The 25,144-nt window shown below is 25.2% G+C and carries 33 protein-coding genes and 3 pseudogenes; 8 read left to right on the top strand and 28 right to left on the bottom strand.

What is annotated here, in order from left to right:
- Window positions 1-70: 70 nt before the first annotated feature.
- Window positions 71-490, top strand: a complete 420-nt coding sequence (locus tag MSROBK_RS03635; protein ID WP_040093151.1) for a hypothetical protein — start codon at window positions 71-73, stop codon at window positions 488-490.
- Window positions 491-570: 80 nt separating this feature from the next.
- On the top strand, window positions 571-1,014 hold the full coding sequence (locus tag MSROBK_RS03630) for a hypothetical protein (RefSeq protein ID WP_040093149.1): 444 nt from the start codon (window positions 571-573) through the stop codon (window positions 1,012-1,014).
- Between the two features lie 13 nt (window positions 1,015-1,027).
- Here MSROBK_RS03630 and hpf read toward each other — a convergent pair whose 3' ends face one another.
- The 6 genes from hpf to MSROBK_RS03600 form a co-directional block, all read right to left on the bottom strand.
- Complete coding sequence (gene hpf / locus MSROBK_RS03625) at window positions 1,028-1,408, bottom strand: ribosome hibernation-promoting factor, HPF/YfiA family (protein WP_052443467.1); 381 nt, start codon at window positions 1,406-1,408, stop codon at window positions 1,028-1,030.
- 94 nt (window positions 1,409-1,502) lie between these two features.
- Window positions 1,503-1,724 carry a hypothetical protein gene (locus tag MSROBK_RS03620; RefSeq protein ID WP_040093147.1) on the bottom strand — a complete coding sequence of 74 codons (222 nt, stop codon included), beginning with the start codon at window positions 1,722-1,724 and terminating at the stop codon, window positions 1,503-1,505.
- Between the two features lie 625 nt (window positions 1,725-2,349).
- Window positions 2,350-3,114, bottom strand: coding sequence for a UPF0236 family transposase-like protein (locus MSROBK_RS03615; protein ID WP_040093146.1), 765 nt, complete (start codon window positions 3,112-3,114; stop codon window positions 2,350-2,352).
- Window positions 3,115-3,132: 18 nt separating this feature from the next.
- Window positions 3,133-3,522 (bottom strand): hypothetical protein, encoded by a 390-nt coding sequence (locus MSROBK_RS03610; RefSeq protein WP_040093144.1) that lies wholly within the window; start codon window positions 3,520-3,522, stop codon window positions 3,133-3,135.
- Window positions 3,523-3,841: 319 nt separating this feature from the next.
- On the bottom strand, window positions 3,842-4,075 hold the full coding sequence (locus MSROBK_RS03605) for a S1 RNA-binding domain-containing protein (RefSeq protein WP_084217958.1): 234 nt from the start codon (window positions 4,073-4,075) through the stop codon (window positions 3,842-3,844).
- Between the two features lie 114 nt (window positions 4,076-4,189).
- Entirely contained in the window at window positions 4,190-5,176 is a 987-nt protein-coding gene (locus MSROBK_RS03600) for an IS30 family transposase (protein ID WP_040093142.1), read from the bottom strand.
- Between the two features lie 70 nt (window positions 5,177-5,246).
- Between MSROBK_RS03600 and MSROBK_RS03595 the strand changes: the two genes are divergently transcribed.
- Both MSROBK_RS03595 and MSROBK_RS03590 read left to right on the top strand, forming a co-directional pair.
- A complete protein-coding gene (locus tag MSROBK_RS03595; protein WP_157944225.1) occupies window positions 5,247-5,351 on the top strand; it encodes a lipoprotein in 105 nt (34 codons plus the stop codon).
- Window positions 5,335-5,631, top strand: coding sequence for a hypothetical protein (locus MSROBK_RS03590; protein WP_040093141.1), 297 nt, complete (start codon window positions 5,335-5,337; stop codon window positions 5,629-5,631). Before MSROBK_RS03595 ends, MSROBK_RS03590 begins: the two co-directional genes overlap by 17 nt.
- A gap of 20 nt (window positions 5,632-5,651) precedes the next feature.
- On the opposite strand, the pseudogene MSROBK_RS03585 reads toward MSROBK_RS03590, so the two are convergent.
- Window positions 5,652-7,129, bottom strand: a pseudogene (locus MSROBK_RS03585) (spiroplasma phage ORF1-like family protein); the annotation flags it as partial.
- Between the two features lie 663 nt (window positions 7,130-7,792).
- On the opposite strand from MSROBK_RS03585, the gene MSROBK_RS03580 reads away from it, so the two are divergent.
- Window positions 7,793-8,611 (top strand): IS5 family transposase, encoded by an 819-nt coding sequence (locus MSROBK_RS03580; protein ID WP_040093140.1) that lies wholly within the window; start codon window positions 7,793-7,795, stop codon window positions 8,609-8,611.
- A gap of 240 nt (window positions 8,612-8,851) precedes the next feature.
- On the opposite strand, the gene MSROBK_RS03575 is transcribed toward MSROBK_RS03580, so the two are convergent.
- The 9 genes and pseudogenes from MSROBK_RS03575 to MSROBK_RS03535 all read right to left on the bottom strand — a co-directional run bounded on the left by MSROBK_RS03575 (window position 8,852) and on the right by MSROBK_RS03535 (window position 16,506).
- On the bottom strand, window positions 8,852-9,106 hold the full coding sequence (locus MSROBK_RS03575) for a hypothetical protein (protein WP_040093139.1): 255 nt from the start codon (window positions 9,104-9,106) through the stop codon (window positions 8,852-8,854).
- 225 nt (window positions 9,107-9,331) lie between these two features.
- Complete coding sequence (locus MSROBK_RS03570; RefSeq protein WP_040093137.1) at window positions 9,332-11,254, bottom strand: heavy metal translocating P-type ATPase; 1,923 nt, start codon at window positions 11,252-11,254, stop codon at window positions 9,332-9,334.
- 59 nt (window positions 11,255-11,313) lie between these two features.
- On the bottom strand, window positions 11,314-11,448 hold the full coding sequence (locus MSROBK_RS12090; protein ID WP_258267058.1) for a hypothetical protein: 135 nt from the start codon (window positions 11,446-11,448) through the stop codon (window positions 11,314-11,316).
- Window positions 11,449-11,575: 127 nt separating this feature from the next.
- Window positions 11,576-12,811, bottom strand: a complete 1,236-nt coding sequence (locus tag MSROBK_RS03560) for a replication-associated recombination protein A (protein ID WP_040093135.1) — start codon at window positions 12,809-12,811, stop codon at window positions 11,576-11,578.
- A gap of 57 nt (window positions 12,812-12,868) precedes the next feature.
- A pseudogene (locus MSROBK_RS12320) lies at window positions 12,869-13,830 on the bottom strand (L-lactate dehydrogenase).
- Window positions 13,831-13,847: 17 nt separating this feature from the next.
- Entirely contained in the window at window positions 13,848-14,888 is a 1,041-nt protein-coding gene (locus tag MSROBK_RS03550; RefSeq protein WP_040093134.1) for a rod shape-determining protein, read from the bottom strand.
- A gap of 107 nt (window positions 14,889-14,995) precedes the next feature.
- Window positions 14,996-15,352 carry an AlwI family type II restriction endonuclease gene (locus MSROBK_RS03545; protein WP_040093133.1) on the bottom strand — a complete coding sequence of 119 codons (357 nt, stop codon included), beginning with the start codon at window positions 15,350-15,352 and terminating at the stop codon, window positions 14,996-14,998.
- Between the two features lie 45 nt (window positions 15,353-15,397).
- Complete coding sequence (locus MSROBK_RS03540; protein WP_242441467.1) at window positions 15,398-16,198, bottom strand: IS3 family transposase; 801 nt, start codon at window positions 16,196-16,198, stop codon at window positions 15,398-15,400.
- A 32-nt stretch (window positions 16,199-16,230) separates the two neighbouring features.
- Window positions 16,231-16,506 carry an IS3 family transposase gene (locus MSROBK_RS03535; RefSeq protein WP_040092565.1) on the bottom strand — a complete coding sequence of 92 codons (276 nt, stop codon included), beginning with the start codon at window positions 16,504-16,506 and terminating at the stop codon, window positions 16,231-16,233.
- 137 nt (window positions 16,507-16,643) lie between these two features.
- On the opposite strand from MSROBK_RS03535, the gene MSROBK_RS11465 reads away from it, so the two are divergent.
- Entirely contained in the window at window positions 16,644-17,072 is a 429-nt protein-coding gene (locus MSROBK_RS11465; protein WP_040093132.1) for a spiroplasma phage ORF1-like family protein, read from the top strand.
- A 19-nt stretch (window positions 17,073-17,091) separates the two neighbouring features.
- Here the strand turns inward: MSROBK_RS11465 and MSROBK_RS03525 are convergent, their stop codons facing one another.
- Complete coding sequence (locus MSROBK_RS03525; protein ID WP_052443463.1) at window positions 17,092-18,897, bottom strand: spiroplasma phage ORF1-like family protein; 1,806 nt, start codon at window positions 18,895-18,897, stop codon at window positions 17,092-17,094.
- 89 nt (window positions 18,898-18,986) lie between these two features.
- Between MSROBK_RS03525 and MSROBK_RS13120 the strand changes: the two genes are divergently transcribed.
- Window positions 18,987-19,439 carry an IS5 family transposase gene (locus MSROBK_RS13120; RefSeq protein WP_040092682.1) on the top strand — a complete coding sequence of 151 codons (453 nt, stop codon included), beginning with the start codon at window positions 18,987-18,989 and terminating at the stop codon, window positions 19,437-19,439.
- Complete coding sequence (locus MSROBK_RS13115; protein ID WP_242441474.1) at window positions 19,424-19,822, top strand: transposase family protein; 399 nt, start codon at window positions 19,424-19,426, stop codon at window positions 19,820-19,822. Before MSROBK_RS13120 ends, MSROBK_RS13115 begins: the two co-directional genes overlap by 16 nt.
- 91 nt (window positions 19,823-19,913) lie before the next feature.
- Here MSROBK_RS13115 and MSROBK_RS03515 read toward each other — a convergent pair.
- The 11 genes and pseudogenes from MSROBK_RS03515 to MSROBK_RS03465 all read right to left on the bottom strand — a co-directional run.
- A pseudogene (locus MSROBK_RS03515) lies at window positions 19,914-20,357 on the bottom strand (spiroplasma phage ORF1-like family protein); the annotation flags it as partial.
- Entirely contained in the window at window positions 20,350-20,652 is a 303-nt protein-coding gene (locus MSROBK_RS03510) for a hypothetical protein (RefSeq protein WP_040092983.1), read from the bottom strand. The pseudogene MSROBK_RS03515 and the gene MSROBK_RS03510, both read right to left, overlap by 8 nt.
- 11 nt (window positions 20,653-20,663) lie before the next feature.
- Window positions 20,664-20,900 carry a hypothetical protein gene (locus MSROBK_RS03505; RefSeq protein ID WP_040092604.1) on the bottom strand — a complete coding sequence of 79 codons (237 nt, stop codon included), beginning with the start codon at window positions 20,898-20,900 and terminating at the stop codon, window positions 20,664-20,666.
- Window positions 20,900-21,298 (bottom strand): hypothetical protein, encoded by a 399-nt coding sequence (locus MSROBK_RS03500; RefSeq protein WP_040092985.1) that lies wholly within the window; start codon window positions 21,296-21,298, stop codon window positions 20,900-20,902. The genes MSROBK_RS03505 and MSROBK_RS03500 overlap by 1 nt, the downstream gene beginning before the upstream one ends.
- The gene (locus MSROBK_RS03495; RefSeq protein WP_040093130.1) at window positions 21,291-22,304 is read right to left on the bottom strand and encodes a hypothetical protein; all 1,014 of its coding nucleotides are present in this window, start codon (window positions 22,302-22,304) and stop codon (window positions 21,291-21,293) included. Before MSROBK_RS03495 ends, MSROBK_RS03500 begins: the two co-directional genes overlap by 8 nt.
- A 352-nt stretch (window positions 22,305-22,656) precedes the next feature.
- Window positions 22,657-22,860: a DUF2649 family protein gene (locus MSROBK_RS03490; protein WP_040092609.1), complete on the bottom strand. Its 204-nt coding sequence runs from the start codon at window positions 22,858-22,860 to the stop codon at window positions 22,657-22,659.
- A 152-nt stretch (window positions 22,861-23,012) separates the two neighbouring features.
- Window positions 23,013-23,447, bottom strand: a complete 435-nt coding sequence (locus tag MSROBK_RS03485) for a DUF3627 domain-containing protein (protein WP_040093128.1) — start codon at window positions 23,445-23,447, stop codon at window positions 23,013-23,015.
- 242 nt (window positions 23,448-23,689) lie between these two features.
- Complete coding sequence (locus tag MSROBK_RS03480; protein ID WP_040092611.1) at window positions 23,690-23,938, bottom strand: hypothetical protein; 249 nt, start codon at window positions 23,936-23,938, stop codon at window positions 23,690-23,692.
- Window positions 23,938-24,087: a hypothetical protein gene (locus MSROBK_RS03475; RefSeq protein WP_084217950.1), complete on the bottom strand. Its 150-nt coding sequence runs from the start codon at window positions 24,085-24,087 to the stop codon at window positions 23,938-23,940. The genes MSROBK_RS03480 and MSROBK_RS03475 overlap by 1 nt, the downstream gene beginning before the upstream one ends.
- Before the next feature lie 319 nt (window positions 24,088-24,406).
- Window positions 24,407-24,598, bottom strand: a complete 192-nt coding sequence (locus MSROBK_RS12315; RefSeq protein ID WP_369123220.1) for a transposase — start codon at window positions 24,596-24,598, stop codon at window positions 24,407-24,409.
- Complete coding sequence (locus MSROBK_RS03465; protein WP_040092446.1) at window positions 24,583-25,035, bottom strand: IS5 family transposase; 453 nt, start codon at window positions 25,033-25,035, stop codon at window positions 24,583-24,585. Before MSROBK_RS03465 ends, MSROBK_RS12315 begins: the two co-directional genes overlap by 16 nt.
- Between the last annotated feature and the right edge of the window lie 109 nt (window positions 25,036-25,144).

The following is a 25,144-nucleotide window of genomic DNA, read 5'->3' as shown; positions in this document are numbered from 1 at the left end:
ACACCTCTTTCTCTTGGTAATTATAATATAATTTTATATAATTGTTAAGAAAAAAGAAAAAGGTGTGATTATGGGAATTTTTTCAAATTTAATTTATAAATTTCATCGTACGAAACATAAACGAAATAAAAAATATTATTTATTAAAAGATCATAAAACATTGACAGTCAATAGTATTCCCCAAGATGTTGATGTTCATATTATTAAATCTTGACGCGATAAATTTACTAGTTTAATTCAACCAAAAGATATTACAATGAAAGATGGTTATTTACTACGAAACGTGCGCGGATTTAATAGTTTTGGGATTTTTTATCAACTTGATGTTATTTTTTGTAATAAAAACTTTGAAGTTATTTCAACAATTCAAAATTTTGGCTCACAAAAAATGACTCATTATTTTTCAGAATGTTATTTTGTCTATTGTTTAGCACCAGGAATGATTAAATTCTTGAATATTAAAGCAAACGATATTTTACGAATTATTTAATTTATTAACAATATTATTAAATTAGTTTTAATAATATTGTTATAATATATCTATTGATATGGTTAAGGAGGGAAAAAATTATGGCAAAATTAAAATATGCAACAATTAAGGTTAATGTTACTTTCCAAAAAGTAATGATTTGAATTTCTGGATTATGATTGTTTATTTTAGCAATTTTAAACTCATTTCCAAATGTTAAAGTTGACACAAGACTCTTTGTTCACAATAACACTGGAGATAATGGCGCAATTATTTTAATTACAGCTTTCTTGTTTATTTGTGTCGCAACCTTTGTTCGTCACAAAATTGGTAAATTAATTGCTGGAATTGTTTTTATCACAATTGCAATTATTGGTATGATCGGTGCAATTATCACTTCAACAAAAGAAATTTCAACTTGAGTAATTGTTGTTGGTGAATTAGTTGCTGTAATTGGGGCTTTAATTTGATTATTAGAAGGAATTGGTGCAATTCGGGTTAATAAAGCAAACGCCACAAATAATACAACTACTACTAAACAGTAATAAATAAAAAAGGTTAACTAAATTCCTCTTCTTGGTCCGCTTCAGCTTCAAGTGATGTTGCATAGACTTTTCCAAGGGCTTGATTTTTATTATGGCGGTCTTCTCTTTTTCCTTTAATTTTTCGTAACTGTTCTTCAATTTTATGTAAAGTTTGGTCAACTGCTTTATAAAAATCACTATTATGAACTTCTGCTTTTAAGAAATTGTTTTTCCCTCTAATATCAATTGAAGTATTAATGACAACATTGTTCTCTTTGGTAAACTCAATATCAACATGAACAAGATCATTTTCATTAACTTGCTGATATTTTAATAATTTATTAAAAGTATCCATTAAATGCTGATGCATTGCATCAGTAATAATAATGTTTTTGCTACGAACTTTGTATTCCATTATATTCGCCTCGTTTCTATATTTTTATTATAACAAAACCAAGAATAATTCACAGGTTAAAAAAAGAAAAACAAATAAAAATTAATAAAAAATTTTAACCTTCATTATCTAATAAGAAAAAATCAATATATTCATTTGTGACTTCCTCTAATCTTATTTTTTCAACTAAAACCTTACTTGCATTAATTTGCGCAAGATTTTCATTATATTGTTTAACTAATTTAACCAAAGGAGCATTAACTTCTTTTAATAACTCTTGTAACTCTAACATTTCTTTTGTTGAATAACGTTGTGGCTCTTTAATTTTTAAATACAAATTTTTAGCATTTACTTCTGCTGGATTAACAACACTGACATATTTTTCTTTTGGATTATATTGTCGAACAATTGTGTCAATTCGAAATTCAAAACGCGTTAAAATTCCTGCAACATATTTTTCTAATAATGAATGTTGAATTAAATTTTCAAGCTCACTACGATTTTTAATCTTATTATGATTATTCTTTGTTTTTCCTCATAAATGTTGAATTGACTGTTTCTTTCGATTTGCAAGATCATATAAATTAATTACTTCTTAATCAAGTTTAGTTTTTAACTTCTTTAAAATATCTAAATTTTCAAGTGTAAATTTTAATAAAAAATCGGTATTATCTACAATTAATTTATCGTCCATTTTATATTACTCCTTAAAATTCTACACACTTTCACTATTATATATTATACTCTAAAACGGTTCGTAAAACAAGAGGCAAAAGTTTACCATTTTTAATGTGTTGGAATAAAGTAAGTGTTTGTTTAGTAGACATAAATTTAATGCTTTTTATTTATAAAAGCATTAGCAAGACTTGTCTTTTTAAGTTAAGATAATTAAACCACGAATTTTTATATTCTGCAACAACAAAATAGCAAATTATTAAAATTTGCCCTAAATTCTTAATTAATTAGTTTTTTGAATTAAGAATTTTTCTTATTAGTTTTGTAATTCCTTTATCTTTTGAATTCAAAATTGGTACTGAATCCTGTTTTGGTTCATAATCAGAATTTTCATTAGTTGGATGGAATCACATATTTTGTCGATAATATTCTGTTGCATCGTTAACTTCTTCAATATGTTCATTAATAATTAATTGAATAGGATTTCATTTATTTACTTTTGCCATTCGCATGCATAACATATTACGAAAAACTATTTCACTATATGCTTTTGCACCATAAGATTTTAATGCTTTAACATTATGTGAAATTTGTGATTCAGTTTGACAACCAATATAATATTCTTGTTGATAATTTTTGATTTCTTCAGTATTAGTAGTTATATATTGAATTAAATCTTTGACTTTGTCTTTTTTATCTTTTAAAAATGGATATATATCTTGCATTTCTTTTGTCAAAAATGGTTTTAAATAATCCAAAATAGAATTAACTTCCCCTTTTCTAACAAAAGCATATACATCTTGATAAATTGCTTTTTTCTGAGTTTCTTCTACAGTTAGTTCTTTTTTTGAATCTTTACCTAGTCTACGAAAATTAAAGCAGTGATGAACTTTAGCCATTAAATGAAATTCATCTAGGACATAATCTGTTTTCAAATATTCAGCTAATTTTTTAATTCATTCTGCACCATCACTCATTACTATTAGTTGCTTGCCTGTTAAATCATAGTTATTATTAATAAATTCCTTTAATAATTGACGATATTCTTTCATTTTAAGATTTACATTTTTTTACATTACCATTAATAATAGTTTATTTTGTAAGAAATGTCTTTTTTTACTAGATTTTTGCCAATCAATTCCGGTATGTAAATATGCTAATCTAACCATATTTTTGTCAATTTTCTTATGCTTTTTAAAAATTTTAGTAAATGTGTCATCCAGCCCTAAGTAAACATATTTGCTATCGGCTCTTATTTTATTTGGAAGAGCCATATGTTTAAAATTTTCATTTATTTCAGCTAAATCAACACTACGAAAAATATTAGAAATAGTCATTGGTGAAATCTTTAAATCTTTATACTTATCAATAATATCTCGATAACGTTTACCAGAATCTAATTCCTTGAGAACTTTAATATATAAATCAAAATGAATTCGTTGATATGGTTTTCTGCCCATTTCTGTATCTAGTAAAAAAACAAATCTATTTCCTCCTAGTTTGCCATTTTTATTTGTTTTATTTGGATCATAGTATTTTGTATACTGTAAAACTAAACGATAAAAAGTTATAATTATATTAACATATTAATCATAAAATACAATAAAAAAGTAAAAAATAGTTTTATACTATTTTTTACTTTTTTATATTTTTATTAATTTATTCATTTTTGTTTGTTTTACTAATATTTTCAATATTGTCTGTTTTATCTTGTTTTTTATTTAAGTTTTGGAATGCTGTTTTTATTTCCTGAATTTCTTTATCATCATTTTTTAATAATTAAGGGTGACAATTTTTATAACTTAATTTAAGATGTTTTCTAACTGTATTAAAATCAAGCACCTCAACTTCAATTTCATCACCAATATCAAAAAAATCTTTAATATCTTTAACAAAATAATCTGAAACTTCACTAATATGGATTAAACCATCAGCCTTTCCTGCTCTACAAAAAGCACGATAGGGAGTAATATTTGTTATTTTTACAATAATTTTGTTATTTTTATCATACATAATATTTTTTTCTCCTTTACTAAACCTAATTATATTATTAAAGTGCTGAAAATAATTTGTTAAACACAAAAATAATTAATAGATTTTATTATTTTTATTATATACAGTAACTAATTAATGAACAAATATTTTTTTAAAATGTTGTCTTGATGTAAAATTCCCTAAACAAGGTCGTATTGTTGTATTTAATATATATAAAACATTTTTTAATCTACTACGAATATTAATCAAAGGTTCATTTGGCCCAAATCATCACCTTATATCTCTATTTATTCGTTCTACTAATGCTTTTTGTTTTGGTTTACCGGGGTCACAAAAATAAACTCTTATTTTAAAATATTTTTCTATTGTTTTTCATCTATAAAATTCTTTTCCTCTATCTGTAAAAATACAACTAAATTTGCTAACACCAATTTGTTTAATTATTTTCATTAAAACCATTAACACGCTACTTGCTTTTTTAGTAAATAAAATATCATAAAAAACTATTTTAGATTTCCTATTTACTAAAACTAATAAATGAAAATTACCACAATCAAGGGTATCCATTTCTCAAATTCCACTAAAACTTAAATCATCTCCATAATCATTTAAAAATTCCTTATAATCTCTAATATTAAGCAATACACCACGATTATCATTTTTTTCACCATTTTTAGTTTTTCGCTTTTTATTTTTAAAATACAAATTATTTTTTGATAAATTAAAATAACCTAATCTAATATATTTATACATTGTTTTAAAACATACACCAAATTTTATATTATATTGTAATTCATACGACATAATAATATTTTGTGGTGAACAACCAAAATTATTATATTCATTAGAAAAATAACTTAATTCTTGTGAATTTAACATTGAATATTTACGACATTGTTTTTTCTTTTTATCATGTATTTTTTGTGCTTTTACAGCATTATAATCATTAATATTATCAAACATATTTAATTCTTCTCAAATAACAGAATAAGACCTATTCATTTGTTTAGCAATTTTTCGAATATTAATTGTTCTATTTTTCTTTTTAAATAATTCATTATCTTTTAATTTTTCTAAATTTACTCTTTCATTAATATCTAATCTTTCATATTTTTTCATATTTTACCCCCTAAAATATGTTATGATTTACATAGAGTAATTATAACATTCTAAATAAGGAGATAAGTATATGAAAAAATGACTAAGTATTTTAGGAACAATCGGATTAACTACAACAAGTAAAACATCATTAATTAGTTGTGAAAAACCAAATAACAATGAAAACGGGGGGTAATAAACCTAATAAACCTTGAATTCCACAACAACCACCAGTTGGAAGTAAATGAAAGTTTATTCCTAGCGGTACAGAAGTAGAAGAAGATAATAAAGAATATATAGTAATTTATAGAGATCAAGTACAAAAATGAAGAATTATTAAAACAAATTCAAAAGACATTAATCATAGATGAATGTGAAGTACACATGCTAAAATTTATTGTTGAGATGGTTTAAATGAACTTGAAATACCAGAAATTAATAAAGATACAGGACTAATAATTGATTGAAAAGAATAAAAGGACCTATAAGTCCTTTTTTAAATTAATCGTACAAATTTCATAAAGATAATTAATAAAAATATATTTGTTATTGTGTTATATAATGCTGGACTAAATTTTCACACTTCAAATGTTTGACTAAAAAAACTATATATTGTTTGAAAAATCTTACCAACTCCACTTGCTAATTCATTTACTTGTTTTACACCAGGAATATTATTTACAACTCAAATTGCGGCATTTTTTATATGACACGCTAAATTATATCAACTACAACTTTCATATTGTGCTTGTCATCATTGTCCATCAGGGAATAATAATCCACCGTTGTTTATTTCTTGTCAGTTGTAAATCCCAAAATTAAAATCATAATAATGATACATATCATTTTCTTTCTGCGCTTGTAATTCAAAAACATTATAACCAATTTTTTGTTCTTCAATTTTTTGTATTTTAAACCATATTTATCTTTTAAAACATCTTCAAAAATATAACCCTCATTTTGGTTAATATTATAATTATTTGCAACTGAAAAATCATAATTAAACACATTACCATAATTGGTGTTATAAAACCGATTTTTAAATGCTGAATATAATTTAATATCTAACTGATTATATTTATCGGAAAAATAAAAATATCGTGGGTAAATTTTAAAACCATTATTTGCTAATAAACCATATTTTTTATTATATCCTTGCACATAAGTATTATTTTCTAAATCAAAAATTGTTCGTAAATAATCTTTATAAAAATTTTGAGAAACCGTAAACATACTATTTAATAACTTTTCAAATTGACTTTTATTAGTATTGCTTTCATCAATTAAAACATCTCTAAAATTAAATAATTTCAAACCAAAAAAGTTAATTAAAACAGTGTTGTATTGTAAATTATCAATATATCCACTTTCAATAAAATTACTACGATTTTGAAAAACCGGTACCAAAGCGTGTGCAAAAAAGGTTTTTAATAATTTATTAATCTCAATTTGACCTTTCATTTGTTCAAAAACAATTTTACCAGTATTGGGAGTATTACCTTGATAATAATTATAAGTTTCAGCACTAAAATTAAAAGTATCTTCTTTTTCTTTTATGAAAGAAAATAAAAATCCTAAATCATCAGTATATCGATAATTATTATAATTACTACCATTTCAATATTGTTTAAGATGTGTTAATTCTAAACTACCAGCAATAATATTTTTCTTTTCATCAATCGTTAAAATCATTCGATAAATTGATTTTTTAGTTAAAATAGTACCAGTATCAGACTTATCTAAATTATTAATAATTTCAAAATCAAATATTATTCTTTGACTACCTAAATTTGGGTCATCATAATCAGGATTACCACCTTGCTGAACTCTAATATTTTCTTACACAATGGCATTAATATATTTAAGTAAAAAAGAACGAGTATTTTGATATTCATTATCAGTTCAAAAAATTACATTACCAGTATTTTTATTAATTTCTGGCATTTCAAGTTCATTTAAACCATCTCAACAATAAATTTTAGCATGTGTGCTTCACATTCATCTATGATTAATGTCTTTTGCATTTGTTTTAATAATTCTTCATTTTTGTACTTGATCTCCATAAATTACTATATATTCTTTATTATCTTCTTCTACTTCTGTACCGCTAGGAATAAACTTTCATTTACTTCCAACTGCTAAGTCAGATGCATCATCAGCATATACTGTAATTAATAAATTAGTTTTCCCTTGGGTTGTATCTAAAAACTTTTGCAATAAAGAATCTGATAGATTGCCAGGAGTATTATGATGTGTTATTGGGTCTTGTTCTGGAATTCCATCTCCAGAAATTCCATAGTCAACATTTAATGCTATATTAAGATAATTATATTTTATCAAATAATTTTGAACATTATCAATAATTCAATTTCTAATTTTATTAATATTAAAATCTTGAAAATTATATGAATAATTATCAAACTTAATTTTTGATAAATCATCAGCTTTTGTTGGATCATAATGTGACGAATTTCTAACTTGGACACTTGCTGTTCCGATTAGCAAAGTTGAAGTTGTTGCTGCTTTAATTGTTAATTTTAGATACTGTGGGTCAGTTTGATTATTTAATAGACTTCTTGCGATACCATTTTTTATTAAAATATTATTATAAAATATAATTTATGAGGACATAAAAATATGAACAATAATAAATTTAATACTCTTAATGATAGAGAATGGTTAAGATTAACAGGAATAAAAAAATCCACTTTTAATAAAATGTTAGATATTTTAAAAGTTGCTGAAATAGAAAAATTTAAAAAAGGTGGTAAAACTAATAAATTATCATTAGAAAATAGATTATTGATGACTTTATTATATTGACGAGAATATCAGACTTATTTTCATCTTGGTAAAAGTTTTGATATTAGTGAGGCTAATTGTTATCGTAATATTAAGTGAATTGAAGATATTTTAATTAAAAACTCTGATTTTCAACAACTTGCTGGTAAAAAAGCACTAATAAATGATTATTTTAATGATAAAACTATTATTATTGATGCTACCGAAACTCCAATCCAACGCCCAAAAAAAAGACAAAAACAATCTTATTCTGGTAAAAAGAAAAAACACACGATCAAAACACAAGTAATTATCGAACAAGAAACCAAAAAAATTATTGAAACAAGTTTTTCGCTCGGAAAAAAACATGATTATGCTTTATTTAAAGAATCAAAAATCCCAATTTTAAAAAATACCAAATTAATAGTTGATAGTGATTATCAAGGAATACAAAAAAATCACAATAATGTTCTAATACCTACAAAGAAAACAAAGAAAAACCCTTTAAACAAAGAACAAAAGCAATATAATAGACTAGTTTCAAAAATGAGAATTATTATTGAAAATATTTTTGCTATTCTTAAAAAATTTAAAATTATTACAGAAAAATATCGTAATCGAAGAAAAAGATTTGGTTTAAGATTTAATTTAATTGCCTCAATTTATAATTTATAATTATTATATTTAACATAAAATATTTATTTAAAATTAAATAATTTAAATAATAAATTAATTTTTCGTTGTGGAAAAATATTAAATTTTTAAATAAAAAACATAATTAATTAAAATTATATTTTTCTATTAGTATCTTTTTTACAAATATTTGCAATTTTTTAACAAGTAATGCAAGAAGTCTAATAATGTACGAATTCACAGCAAATTAAATTATTTAACACCAATTGAATATAAAAATCTTTACTCTACATAAAATTTGTCCAAAAAACCCTTGCCATTCCAATCAGCAGTCATTCGTTTAGTATCTGCTCCTGTTTGAAACTGAGCATCTTTAAAGAAAAATTCGCCTTGATATTGAAAGTTATTATATTTTGTAAAAAATAATTTTAAGTTTTCATAATTTAACGGAACTTTCTTAATTGTCATATCACTAGTTTCTTTAAAACTAATGACTCCTAATGTTGTTGTGGCAAGTATCCCCACACTTAACAACAATAAAAATTTCCTCATATGATTCTTATCCTTCCCATCTGATTTATTATTTTTTAGTACTTTATTAAACAGTTTGCATTAGGTTTGATACATTATCTTTTAATGATATATCGTAATATACCTCATATTAAAAATAACATAAAAAGCAAAAAAAGATATTTTTTACTGAAAAAAAGTTTTAACCAAAATTATGTTATAAAAATAAAAAAAGGATCAAAAGATACCTTTTTATTTAAACTTAACTTTTAAATTATTAAAAACTAATGAATTTAGTAATACTAACAACTGACTAGCACCCATCACAACTGCCCCAATTAATGGAGGAATAATTCCTAAAATTGCTAATGGAATCGTAATTAAGTTATAAATAAAAGCTCAAAAGAAGTTTCATCAAATTAAGCGGCGCGTTAATTTTGTTAATACAAAGACTTTATAAATATTAAAAATATTTGGTTTAATAATTGTAATATCACTATTTTGAATTGCAACTTCACTACCTTGTCCCGTTGCAATGGCAAAATCTGCTTGTTTTAAAGCCACTAAATCATTAATGCCATCACCAACATAAGCTGTTACTTGCCCTGTTGCTTGAATTGATTCAACAATTGTTGCTTTCGTTAATGGTGCAACATTAACATAATAACTAGCAATGCCAACTTCTGTGGCAATTGCTTTTGTTGTTTCTTCGTTATCACCACTAATCATATGGGTTGCAATATGTTTTTTTGCAAACTTCGCAATTGTAATAGAAGCATCGCTACGAATGATGTCTGTTAAAACAAGGACATTAGTAATTGTTTCATTAATTACGAAGGCAATTAAAATTGGATTAATAACCGTTAAACTTGCAACTTGGTGGGCTAATAAATTTTGAAAATCCTTTTTGACTGCTGTTTGATAACTCATAATCTGATAAGTACTGTTATTATAAACACCAGATAACCCACGCCCTGCTTCTTCTTTAAATTGTTGAAATTTAATTTCTGATTGCTCATTAGGAAAGAAATTTACAATGCTTTTTGCAATTGGATGGGCTGATAACTTTTCTAAATGATAAATATACTTGCTATTTGCATGATCACCTAAAAATTGTTGTACTGTTAATTCACCAGTTGTAATTGTTCCAGTTTTATCAAAAGCTACCGCATTAATTTTATTAATTTTTTCAAAGGCACTAGTGTTATTGAAAACAACTCCTTCTTTTAATGCTTTCCCAAAACCAACTGCCACAGCTAATGGGGTTGCTAATCCTAAGGCACAAGGACAACTAATAACAATTACAGTAATAGCAATATCAATGCCTTTAGCAACATCACCTTTGTGAAAAATAAAGTACTGACACAAAAAGGTAATAACCGCCACAATTAAAATTAACGGTGTAAACCATTTTGCAATTTGATCAGCAATTCGTTGAATCCGTAGTTTTTGACTTTGGATTTCATCTACTTTTTGTAAAATATTAGCTAAAACAGTATCGGCACCAACTTTTTTTGCTTGGAGATAAAAAGGTTCGCCCATATTAACTGTTCCCCCAATTACCTCAACTCCAAGTTTTTTTCAACAATTTAACATTGCTTCGTTTAAATAGCCAGTTCCTTGTTGAACAACACCATCAACAGGAACTTTTTCACCTTTTTTAATTAATAAAATATTATCAACTTGAACATCTTTTGTATTAATAACTGTCAATGTTTGATCAGGGTCAACACGGTTAGCCTGATCAACTTGTAATGTGATAACACTTTCAATGCCAGCCGTAACTTTTCGTTGAACATTTGTATTAATAATATTTCCTAACAACATAATCATAATAATTGTTCCAGCGGTTTCAAACAACAGCATATAACTACTATGACTAGCAATTAAATAAATACTATAGCCATATGATAATAAAGTTCCTAAACCAATTAATGTATTCATTCCTAACAAATGTCAACGGAAGATTTCATTAAACATATTAATATAATAGCGACGACCACAATAAAATAAAATAATTGTCGCAAGGGTTAATTGTAATCATTGGTTATGTAAAATACTTAAACTAGGAATCATCCCTAACAATAACGGAAGATTTAAAATAATCGCAATAATTAATTCATACAAATCACGAATTTGCCGTTTTGTTAATTTTGTTTTTAGTGGTTTTTTCATTTGTCAAAACCAAATTACAACTGTTCAGTTGCAATTTCATCAAAATCATAACCAGCTTTTTAAATTTGTTGAAAAATTGCTTCTTTGCTAACAAGTGTTTCATCATAAGTAATTTTAACATTTCGTGTTACAACCCCAATTTGAAATTCAATATTAGGAATTTTTTTAATTTCTTTTCAATTGCCATCGCACAACTACTACATGTAAGTTCAGGCACATTAATTTTAACGAGTGTCATTATCATCATTTCCATTTCTAACACCTTTATTCTAGCACTGCTAAAAAATAAACCAAGAAGTTACTTTAAAGTAACTTCTTGGTTTATTTCGTAAAGCGATCATATAACTCATTAATTCGTTTTTCATATACACTATGTAATTTTGGATGATAATAAACCGTTCCCAACATTTCTTTTGGTAAATATTGCTGCATAACATAATCATTTGGAAAATCATTGGGAAATTGATATCCTACGCCATTTCCTAATTTTACCGCTGAAGCATAACTAGTATCACGTAAATGATGTGGAATTGGATAAATTTTGCCTTTCAATACATCTTCATAAGCTTGGTCAGTTGCTAAATAAGCACTATTTGATTTTTCACTTAAACACATTTCAACAATTGCTAATCCTAACGGAATTCGACCTTCAGGTAAACCAATCTGACGAAAACTATCAACAGCAGCCTTAACATGAATTGCAATCGATGGATTTGCTAAGCCAATATCTTCATATGCAATAATTAACATGCGGCGTAACAAAGCTTCATAATCCCCACTTGCTAATAACCGTGCAAAGTAATATAACGCTGCGTCAACATCACTACCACAAATTGATTTTTGTAATGCTAATTTTAAATCGTGGTGTTCATCTCCATCAGCAAAATTAATTAAATTTGCCGATGGAGCAATACTTGTAATAATTGCAGAAGTAATTTCTTCTTCTGGGTATAAATTTAAACATAATTCTAAAATATTAATTGCAATTCGTAAATCACCACTTGCTAATTGGCAAATTAATGCTAATGCTTCGGGAGTAATTGTTAAAGTTAATTTTTTCATAGCAATTAGTTTCTTTAACCCGACTATCATTTCATCTGTAGTAATTCGTTCTAATTTAATAATATTTGCTCGTGATCGTAAGGCGGGATTAATAACAAAATATGGATTTTCTGTTGTACATGCAAACATAATTAAATGCCCATTTTCTAAGTATTGTAATAAAATATCTTGGCGGTCTTTATTCATCCGGTGAACTTCTTCAACAATAATAATAAAACGCTCAACATTTTGTGCTTTTTTAATAATGTTTTCTAAATCTTGTTTTTTATCAATTTCTGCATTAAAAACAGCATATTCTAATTGTAAGTCATTTGCTAAAGCACGAGCAATACTACTTTTCCCAACCCCAGGATCACCATAAAAAATTAATGAACTAGCATAGTTATATTTAAACATTCGTGAAATAAGACCATTTTGATCATTAATAATATGACTTTGTCCAATAATCTCCGCAATTGTTGTTGGGCGTAACAAGAACGCTAATGGTTGTTGCATTAATATTCACTCCTATTTTTTAAATCATAACATAAAAAAACTGATAATAAATCAGTTTTATTGAATCCCAATTGCTTGAAAAGCAACAGTTAAGGTCTCATGAATTTTTTGACAAGATTTATTAAATTGTTCTTGTTCTTCATTATTAATATGTAATTTAATAATTCGTTCTCACCCACAGTTGCTCACTACGGCTGGAACACCAGTATAAATTCCATTTTGACCATATTCACAGCTTAAATATGCACCAATTAAGATTGCTTGGTTCTCACCACGGATAATAATCCGCGCAATGTGAGATAAAACAACACCAATGCCATAGAACGTTGATTTTTTCTTTTCAATAATTTTGTATGCCATATTAATAGCATCAGTTTGACAAGTTTTTAAATCCTCAATCGTCAAGCGTCCTTCTTCAATATAGTCACTAATTCGTTTCCCTAAAATTGAAGCGCACTTCACGCTGTCATTGCTGAATCCCCGTGTTCACCCATAATATAGGCGTGCACCGAACTAGGATGTACATTTAACTTCTTCCCAATCAAACGACGTAAACGCGCAGAACCCAAACCAGTTCCTGACCCTAAAATTGTATGCGGATCAAAACCAGTTACTTTTTGATATACAGTAGTTAAAATATCTACTGGGTTAGATGCAATTAATGAAATGCCTTTAAAACCAGAAGCTTTAATTGCTAAAGCAATTTCTTGCATAATTTTAGCATTATCAGCAACCATTTCTAATCTTGTTTCACCCTCTTTTTGCGGACGCCCAGCAGTTACAACAACCATATCAGCATCAACACAATCTTGATAAGTTCCGGCATCAACACTATAAAATGGTCGTTCTAAGACAGCATTACAATCATCGAGATCCAAGGCATGTCCTTATGCTCATTCATAATTAATATCAATTAAAACATATTCTTGAGCTAAACCTTGGTTAATTTCAGCATAAAGAAATGTTGTCCCTACTGAACCACAACCAACTAAAACAATTTTGCGATTCTTCACTGTTAAATGTTAGCCACTAACAATTAATAATCTAATTCTTTTGTTTTTTGGTGCTCTTGACGAATAATGTCATAAATATCTGATTCGAATTTTTTTGTTCCATTAATAACCGCTAATAAAGGTTGTTCTCCAATTTTAGCTGGTAATTGTAAGGTTTCTTCAAAGTAATGATCAATTCCTTTGATTAAACCACCACCACCACAAATGGTAATTCCATTTCGGAAGATATCCCCCGCTAATTCTGGTGGTGTTTCTTCTAAGACTTGGACGGCTAAATCAATAATCCGTGAAACCGGAACCTTTAACACTTCACGAACTTCTTCTGGTGTTAATTCAATTTCACGCGGTAAGCCTGAAACAACATCTCGTCCATATACTTTCATTTTACGTTCATCACCATGTTTTGCTAATGAACCAATTTCAATTTTAATCATTTCTGCTGTTTTAATTCCAATTTCTAAACCATATTGTGAACGAACATATTTTAAAATTTCATCATTTAAATAGTTTCCAGCAACTTTTACTGATTTTGATAACACAATATCCCCAGAAGCAAGAACAGCAATATCAGTGGTTCCTCCACCCATATCAATAACTAGGTTTCCAAAAGGTTTGTAAATATCAACTCCGCCACCTAAAGCAGCCATTTTAACTTCTTCTTCAACAAAAACTTTTGTTGCACCTAAGTTCATTGCAATTTTTTTTAACGCATTTTTTTCTAATTCCGTAATCACTGACGGACAAGCTAATAACATAATTGAATTAGCTAATTGTTTACTAACCCGTAAACGATTAAAAATATATTTTAATTGGGCTTCCGTTGCATGAATGTCCGTAATAACCCCATCAACCATTGGTCGCACAATTCTAATTGTTTTATTTCCTTTTCCAATCATTTTATATGCTTCATTACCAACAGCAACAATTCTATTTTCTTTAATTTTATAAGCCACAATTGATGGTTCATTATAAACAATTCCGCTTCCTGATATATAAACCAAGGTATAAGCTGTTCCTAAATCCATCGATACAAAAGTTGGCTTTTTATTATTAAACATCGCCATATCCAATCCTCCTTAATAGTAATTATATGCTTTTTTTAAAATAAAAACAATAATTAATAATAATATGTTGGAATAAAGTTTTAGGTCCTACTGCTACTTATATATTTTTAATTTATCTTTTCTAAGTTGCGACTTGAAACTACTTTTTTGATTGTTTCCATATTTTTTAGTTCAACCTCTTTATATTCAGTTTCCACGAATTCAAAAATTGATGACATTTTAATTTGTGAAACAAAAGATTCTTCTCTTAGTCAATTAATAAATCTTATTATAGGGGTTCCTGTAATTATTAAATTATTATCTCTATTCATACTCACTAAAAAATTAAAATAATTAATTACATCAGAATGTATTCTTGGAGCTAATAACAATGCAAAACCTTTTTTTGAATCTAGACTTTCTAGAAGATGTCTTGCGATGGAATTTGTTTCTGAATTTAATAGTTGGGTTTTATCTCTAATCATTGTTAATTCAAGGGTGTGGAATGGCAAGGGTTTTTTGGACAAATTTTATGTAGAGTAAAGATTTTTATATTCAATTGGTGTTAAATAATTTAATTTGCTGTGAATTCGTACATTATTGTATCAATTAACATAGTCAAATAATTCTAATTTAAATTGTTCAATATTTTTAAATTTTCTGTTTTTAATTAATTCTGTTTTTAAAATTTTATAGGTTGATTCAGAAACAGCATTATCATAAGGACAGCCTGGTTTACTATAAGATTTTGCAACATTGTTTTTAGCTAAAAGATTGTAAATGATATTGTTATTAAATTCGCTGCCTTGATCAGTATGAAATATTTTAATATTATCTAAAGAAAAACTAAGCTTTTTAAAAGTATTTTCAACTAATTTGGCATCTTTATGAGAACTAACATCATAACCAATAACTTCACGATTAAATAAATCAATTAGAAAGCACACATAATATCATTTGCTATTGATAGCAACTTGTGTTAAATCACTGACAACAACTTCATGTAGTTTATAATTATTAAATTCTTGATTTAACAAATTATGATATTTGTATATAGCGTTTTTGTTACTTTGATGTTTATATTTAAGTTTTGTATAATTGGAAATTAAGTTATATCTTTGCATTATTTTACTAATTTTTATTCGTGATAATAAAATATTTTGTTGTGCTAACATAACTTTAATTTTTCTTGTGCCATAATTTTTACGACTTTTTAAGAAAATACTGATAACAGCATTATCAATAGTATGGTTTGATTTAGGATTATTTGATTTCAATTGATAATAAAACGTTGATCTAGGAACTTTTAGTGTTTTGCATAAATTAGTAATTGCATATTTTTCTTTGTTGTTTTTAATAATTACTATTTTTTGCCTATTATCAGTGTGGCTTGCTTTAAAATATCATTTTCCATTCGTAATTGTTTAATTTCTTTTCTTAGATGAATTAGTTCATTTTCTTCTGGGCTTCGATTATCTTTTGCTTTAAATGAACCAGAATTATTGAATTCATAAATTCATTTTCAAACTGTTGATTTACCGACCTGATAGTCACTGGACAATTGTTTTGCTGTTTTACCTGTTTTATAAAGACTAACAATTTGTTGTTTAAATTCATCGGTATAATGATTCTTTGCCATAATTACACCTCCATTTATTAATTTAATTATAATCCTTACTCCACATTATTGTTGTCCAATTTATCTTAACCCATCCACTAAAATATGTTATGATTTACATAGAGTAATTATAACATTCTAAATAAGGAGATAAGTATATGAAAAAATGACTAAGTATTTTAGGAGCAATCGGATTAACTACAACAAGTACAACATCATTAATTAGTTGTGAAAAACCAAATAACAATGAAAACGGGGGAGAAGGTAATAAACCAGAACCACCATATAATCCGCAACAACCACCAGAAAATAGTAGTTGAAAGTTAATCCCATTAGATAAATTAAATAGGAATCCAGATAATAAATGATATATTGGAATTGTAAAAAAGAAACAAAATGATAATTTTTCTATTATAAAATTTAATTTTTCAAATAAATCAATTTGAGATAATAGTGGAGTACCTTATCATATTATTAATGGTGTATGATATCTTTTTAAATCATATTATTGTTGAGATGGTTTAAATGAACCTCAAACACCTGAAATTGATACAAATACCGGTAAAATTACATATTGAAAAGAATAAAAGGACTAACAAGTCCTTTTTATATTAATCTTACAAATTTCATAAATATAATTAACAAGAATATATTTGTTATTGTGTTATATAATGCTGGACTAAATTTTCATACCTCAAATGTTTGACTAAAAAAACTATATATTGTTTGAAAAATCTTACCAACTCCACTTGCTAATTCATTTACTTGTTTTACACCAGGAATATTATTTACAACTCAAATTGCGGCATTTTTTATATGACACGCTAAATTATATCAACTACAACTTTCATATTGTGCTTGTCATCATTGTCCATCGGGGAATAATCCACCGTTGTTTATTTCTTGTCAGTTGTAAATCCCAAAATTAAAATCATAATAACGATACATATCATTTTCTTTTTGCGCTTGTAATTCAAAAACATTATAACCAATTTTTTGTTCTTCAATTTTTTTGTATTTTAAACCATATTTATCTTTTAAAGCGCCTTCAAAAACATAACCCTCATTTTGATTAATATTATAATTATTTGCAACTGAAAAATCATAATTAAACACATTACCATAATTGGTGTTATAAAATCGATTTTTAAATGCTGAATATAATTTAATATCTAACTGATTATATTTATCTGAAAAATAAAAATATCGTGGGTAAATTTTAAAACCATTATTTGCTAATAAACCATATTTTTTATTATAACCTTGCACATAAGTATTATTTTCTAAATCAAAAATGGTACGTAAATAATCTTTATAAAAGTTTTGCGAAACCGTGAACATACTATTTAATAACTTTTCAAATTGACTTTTATTAGTATTAGTTTCATCAATTAAAACATCTCTAAAATTAACTAATTTTAAACCAAAAAAGTTAATTAAAACAGTATCATATTCTAAATTATCAATATATCCACTTTCAATAAAATTACTACGATTTTGAAAAACAGGTACCAAAGCATGGGCAAAAAAGGCTTTTAAAAATTTATTAATATCAATTTGACCTTTCATCTGTTCAAAAACATTTTTACCAGTATTAGAAGAATTACCTTGATTATAATTATATGTTTCAGCACTAAAATTAAAAGTATTATCTTTATCTTTCATAAAAGTAAACAAAAAACCTAAATCATCAGTATACCGATAACTATTTGCATTATTACAATCCCAATATTGTTTAAAATGTGTTAATTCTAAACTACCTGCAACAATATTTTTATTTTCATCAATTGTTAAAATCATCCGATAAATTGATTTTCTAGTTAAAATAACATCAGGTTTTCAATCTAATTTTTCCATATTATTAATAATTTTAAAATCAAATATTATTCTTTGACTACCTAAATTTGAGTCATCATAATCAGGATTACCACCTTGCTGAACTCTAATATTTTCTTGCACAATAGCATTAATATATTTTAATAAAAAAGAACGAATATTTTGATATTCATCATCAGTTCAAAAAATTGGATTGTCATTAATATCTATTTTTGGCGTTTCAGGTTCATTTAAACCATCTCAACAATAATATGATTTAAAAAGATATCATACACCATTAATAATATGATAAGGTACTCCACTATTATCTCAAATTAATTTATTTGAAAAATTAAATTTTATAATAGAAAAATTATCATTTTGTTTCTTTTTTACAATTCCAATATATCATTTATTATCTGGATTCCTATTTAATTTATCTAATGGGATTAACTTTCAATTTTGAAATTTTAAATTAACTTGTTGTAAATTATCAACACTTTTTTCTAATTTATTAATAACTTCAACAGTATTAAAATACTTAGCAAATGAATAAAAGAAATTAGTTAATTCTTTTAAAAATTGTTTCTTATCCACATCATAAAATTTATCAATATTAGACTTCTTGCGATACCCTTTTTTATTAAAATATTATTATAAAATATAATTTATGAGGACATAAAAATATGAACAATAATAAATTTAATACTGTTAATGATAGAGAATGGTTAAGATTAACAGGAATAAAAAAATCCACTTTTAATAAAATGTTAGATATTTTAAAAGTTGCTGAAATAGAAAAATTTAAAAAAGGTGGTAAAACTAATAAATTATCATTAGAAAATAGATTATTGATGACTTTATTATATTGACGAGAATATCAGACTTATTTTCATCTTGGTAAAAGTTTTGATATTAGTGAGGCTAATTGTTATCGTAATATTAAGTGAATTGAAGATATTTTAATTAAAAACTCTGATTTTCAACAACTTGCTGGTAAAAAAGCACTAATAAATGATTATTTTAATGATAAAACTATTATTATTGATGCTACCGAAACTCCAATCCAACGCCCAAAAAAAGACAAAAACAATCTTATTCTGGTAAAAAGAAAAAACACACGATCAAAACACAAGTAATTATCGAACAAGAAACCAAAAAAATTATTGCAACAAGTTTTTCGCTCGGAAAAAAACATGATTATGCTTTATTTAAAGAATCAAAAATCCCAATTTTAAAAAATACCAAATTAATAGTTGATAGTGGTTATCAAGGAATACAAAAAAATCACAATAATGTTCTAATACCTACAAAGAAAACAAAGAAAAACCCTTTAAACAAAGAACAAAAGCAATATAATAGACTAGTTTCAAAAATGAGAATTATTATTGAAAATATTTTTGCTATTCTTAAAAAATTTAAAATTATTACAGAAAAATATCGTAATCGAAGAAAAAGATTTGGTTTAAGATTTAATTTAATTGCCTCAATTTATAATTTACAATTATTATATTTAACATAAAATATTTATTTAAAATTAAATAATTTAAATAATAAATTAATTTTTCGTTGTGGAAAAATATTAAATTTTTAAATAAAAAACATAATTAATTAAAATTATATTTTTCTATTAGTATCTTTTTTACAAATATTTGCAATTTTTTAACAAGTAATGCAAGAAGTCTATTATATTGTTTAGCATAAGTATCTCAATTTTTATATAAATCCATAAACTCATCACTAGGCTTATCAAATGAAATCCCAGTTGAATAACTATCCTTTAAAAAGTCTAAATATCATTTATCATTATAAGTTAATGTTTGTAATGTTTTTAAAGTTGGGTTAATAAAATAATTTGTTTCTGACCAGTTTTCAAAAAAACTACTGCGTAAAAACATTGTATTAATAAAATCAGTTTCATTCATTCCCGTTGTTTGTTGATTAACAGTATAATTCTGCTGATTTAAGGGTTTAAATGCTGTTAAAGTAATAAATGGAATAATTAAACCTAAAATACCTAAAATAGATATCGCAAATAAAGATAATGACTTACGCATTATTCTTTACCACCTTATCTTTTTTATTTTCTTTTATTAATTTAATAATTTGATTAAATAAATAACCATAAAAATAATGAATTACTAAAATATATCATAATATATCAAATCATAAACCATAAATTATATAACCATTTATACCAGCATATTTCTCTTTTAATTCATCAATAGTTGAAACTGTATCTAATACACATATAAGGGTTAACAAAAAACTTATAACAAGATACAAAATTAAATCAACCCAAGAAATAAATAAACCATTTTCTTTTTGTTTCTTTTCATTTTTATTATCCATAAATTCAACTCCTAACTATATAATGTTTTTGAAACAATAAAACCCAAAATATATAAACTTGATATTGTAAGCATTAACGGATGACTAAACAAAATTGCCATTTTACCAAATAAAGAAAGTAAAAAAGTATCTGAGTTATATAAATCCATAATGATATTTTTTGCTGATGTTAATTGATTTATAATCACCGTAATAAAACCAGTACCAAAAATAGCGATTGCCGCAACCAATAAAACTAATCTAATCATTATTTATTCACTCTCCGATATCCTTGTTCTCTTGTTTTTGCTTGTTTTGCTAAACTTGATAATTGTTGTTTATTACGATTAATTTTAAACTGTTTACGCTCTTTAAAATGTTTTTGCATACCTTGTTTAGTATCTGATACTCCACGAGCAGTCGTAGAATAAATATTTGATACCCCCGTTTGTACTGTTGAACCTAATTCGTTATATTGGGTTCTTGTTCCGTGAATAGCATAAATCGATAACTTAACAACCATAAAAAAGATAATAAAATAAGCAATTGTTGTATTTGTCATTGGCAATTTAGTATTTCAAATTACATCAAAAATAAACAAAAATACATCAAAAATAAAACTAAAAATTTTATCTCAATTACTACTTTCTGATAATAAATTAATCATCTTTACCACTTCCTTTTTCTTTTTTAGGTTTTAAATTCTTTTTCAAAATATCAATATCAAACAATGTTAAACGCTCTTTAACACTTAATTTAGTAATTTCTGACCAATAATATTCTTTTTTATTAACTATTTCATCATTTTTTAAATCACGAACAAACTTTAATCATTGACTATCATATTTCTGTGCAAATTCTAACGGAATAATTATCTTAAAAAACCTGATTCCTAAACCAACATCAGATTTATGTTTTGCTCGTTTACCTTCTGCTGTTCGTTCTACTGATTTTGTCTTTCAAATTTCATAATCCGTAATATCTTGAAAAATACCAATTCGCATAATAAAGAAACGATTAAAAAAATTAAATCCTTTTTTAACAATAGGTTTTTTCAATGAAATTGGAATAATAATACCACTTGCTAATTGCCGAATATTGTTCCAAATCATACCCTCACGCTGAGCAGTAAACAAAGCACGATTACCAAAATGTCTTGCTAAAACAATTCACGGAATCTTACCACTATGAACTTTTTTCTCATCGTGGGGACTAGTTCCATCAATATATAAATAACTTTCATCAAATAAAATAACACTATCATCAGGAGGAACCGGTTTTGTTCTATCTGTAAAATCTAAATTTTTAAATGTTAAAACCTTAACTTTATCATCTTCTAACGGATAATTACTATAAATCTTATCTGTTAATAATTTCATAGTTTGTGATAAATAAGTTAAAAGTAAAGTTTTACCCGTTCCTAACTTACCAATAATTACCGATAACGGATTATCTCAAACAAAATTAACTGACCGAAAAGCATTCAACTGATAAAATATGTTTTTTCATACTCATCAAACAAAATAAACACATTGTAAAGCAAATAATAATCAAAATATTAAACCAGTATAATTTAATGAAATTATCCAAAGTAATAAATCAATTAAACTAAACAAAATCATTGAACCACTAATATAACAATAATTTTTTAAGAAAAATATGAACTTTTTCATTTTACCTCCAATAGTTATTTATAATTAAACTAGTATTATTATGGTTTTCTCTCCCCACAAATCAAAAAAGAAAGTGATAAAAATTAAGAAAATTTTAAAAATAATTTCAATATTATTGCCTATTATTGGAATTATAAACTTTTTAATCAATCCTATCGAGAAATTAATTACTACAATTAATTTTGTAAAATGAATATTTAAAAATATTAGTCAAATAAATGCAAAAGAAATATTTTTTACAACATTATTTATATTAATAATTATTGCATTCATAATAAAAATATATATTATATTCAAAAAAAGATTTTAAAATTTTGTGGGGAGAGAAAACCATAATAATAACAAAATTTAATTATTTAAAACAACTAACTATTTTAAAAACCATTCACAATAAAAACCACGTTAAAAATAAAATTACAATTCAAATACCAATCATAAGAGTTAAATATTCATTTTGTGTTAAATTTCAAGTTGTAATACTTTCAACGTTAAATTTGTCAATAAACAAAAATATATGAATAAAAAACTCTTTTAATTTTTCTCAATCATTTTGCATTTTTAAAAACTCCACATTTTTTGAATAAGTTTAAAAAATATTCCAAAAAATAAAACAATAAATAATACAAAAGATATAACATATAAAAATTCAGGGGCATTTGAACCAATAATATAACTAACAAATTGAACTCAATAGTCATATAAACTCATTTAATTTAAACTTTCTAGGTCTTTAATTAATTGTTGTTCTTTTTCATCACTTCAATTTGTTAAATTATTGTTAGTCGTTTTTACTTTTTTAGGTTCATTTTGAAATAAAGCTTTTTTCATTTGTGTAAAATAATTTTGTTTATATTGATTGTATAAATTTATTAATTCTGTTCCAGTTAAATACTTTCATACATGACGTTTTAAATTTTCATCATATTTTACAATAGGATAATAATTATCATAAATCAAACCGATTGCTACTTGTTCTGAGTGTTTTTCACTCGGATAAATAAACTTATTACTCAATCAAAAACCAATATGGCGATTATGATTAGGTAAATTTATAAAACTTGCTTTTTCTGTTTCAAAAACTATCAATTCTTTACGAATAAAATAATTTTCTACATTTTGATTTTTCTTAACAAAATTACTCAATTTTATCAACTCCTTAATAAACATTGTTTCTAATTAACAATGTTATAAATATTGTTAAATATTGCTTATCTATTGTTAAATAAACACTGTTAATAAACATTGTTAAATATAAAAATGATAAAAATTGGCACACTGAAAAATACTATTAAGTTTAAAATAATAGTTATATAAAATAATAAATTAATAAAATATAAATAAACTAGTGTGCCTTAACTAATACAAATAATTAGTTATAATAAATGTTAAAATCCTTTAACCATAACACGGAAAAAGTTTAAAATCTTAATGATAACAAAAATACCAAATGGAATTAAAATAATTCACGCATCACCTAAAAAGGTCATTAATTGTGGTAATACAGCATAAATTGCTTCTTTAACTTTCATCATTGCTTGTCCTAATCCACTTCAAATAGAACCCATTCCATCTGAAATAGTAGGCGTATCTGCTGCTAAAAAATTAACCGCTGTTGTTAAATACATACCTAACATTATTTTTTATCCTCCTTACTTTCAATTTCTTTTTTATCTTTTTTCTTTCCTCGAATTTGACGAATTTTTTGATAAATCGATAAACCAATTCAAGCAAAAATACCTAATATAATAACAACACTAAATATTGTCGTTAATCAACCTGGCATAATATATCTCCTTTCAATAAATTAAAAAATTGAAATTTGCAAACTCGCTCCGCTCGTTGTCGCTTTGCTCCATTAAAAAACATTATTGAATAAATTATCCGCTAATAAATTACGCGGAATAATTTATTCTTTTACTTTTTAATTTCAATATCTTTTGCAATCTTATTGACAGTATTAATAACATTATCTTTACCGTACTTTTTCACTAACGACCGCAAAATCAAATATTGCTTTGTTTGCATAATTTCAACTCCTTAAAACTAACTTAAAAAAGTTAACTAAATTGATAGTTAACTTTTTATGGTTTGGCACTTACAATTTACATAGGTATTAGAACATTATTGTGATTTTTTTGTATTCCTTGATAACCACTATCAACTATTAATTTGGTATTTTTTAAAATTGGGATTTTTGATTCTTTAAATAAAGCATAATCATGTTTTTTTCCGAGCGAAAAACTTGTTGCAATAATTTTTTTGGTTTCTTGTTCGATAATTACTTGTGTTTTGATCGTGTGTTTTTTCTTTTTACCAGAATAAGATTGTTTTTGTCTTTTTTTGGGCGTTGGATTGGAGTTTCGGTAGCATCAATAATAATAGTTTTATCATTAAAATAATCATTTATTAGTGCTTTTTTACCAGCAAGTTGTTGAAAATCAGAGTTTTTAATTAAAATATCTTCAATTCACTTAATATTACGATAACAATTAGCCTCACTAATATCAAAACTTTTACCAAGATGAAAATAAGTCTGATATTCTCGTCAATATAATAAAGTCATCAATAATCTATTTTCTAATGATAATTTATTAGTTTTACCACCTTTTTTAAATTTTTCTATTTCAGCAACTTTTAAAATATCTAACATTTTATTAAAAGTGGATTTTTTTATTCCTGTTAATCTTAACCATTCTCTATCATTAAGAGTATTAAATTTATTATTGTTCATATTTTTATGTCCTCATAAATTATATTTTATAATAATATTTTAATAAAAAAGGGTATCGCAAGAAGTCTAATTAATAAAAAATAAAATAACAAATAAAAAAATGTATCAA

The sequence above is a fragment of the Spiroplasma poulsonii genome (assembly GCF_009866525.1).
Classification (GTDB): Bacteria; Bacillota_I; Bacilli_A; order Mycoplasmatales; family Mycoplasmataceae; genus Spiroplasma; species Spiroplasma poulsonii.
Note: the sequence above shows the minus strand (reverse complement) of the source record. Positions and strands in the feature narration are given on the sequence as shown.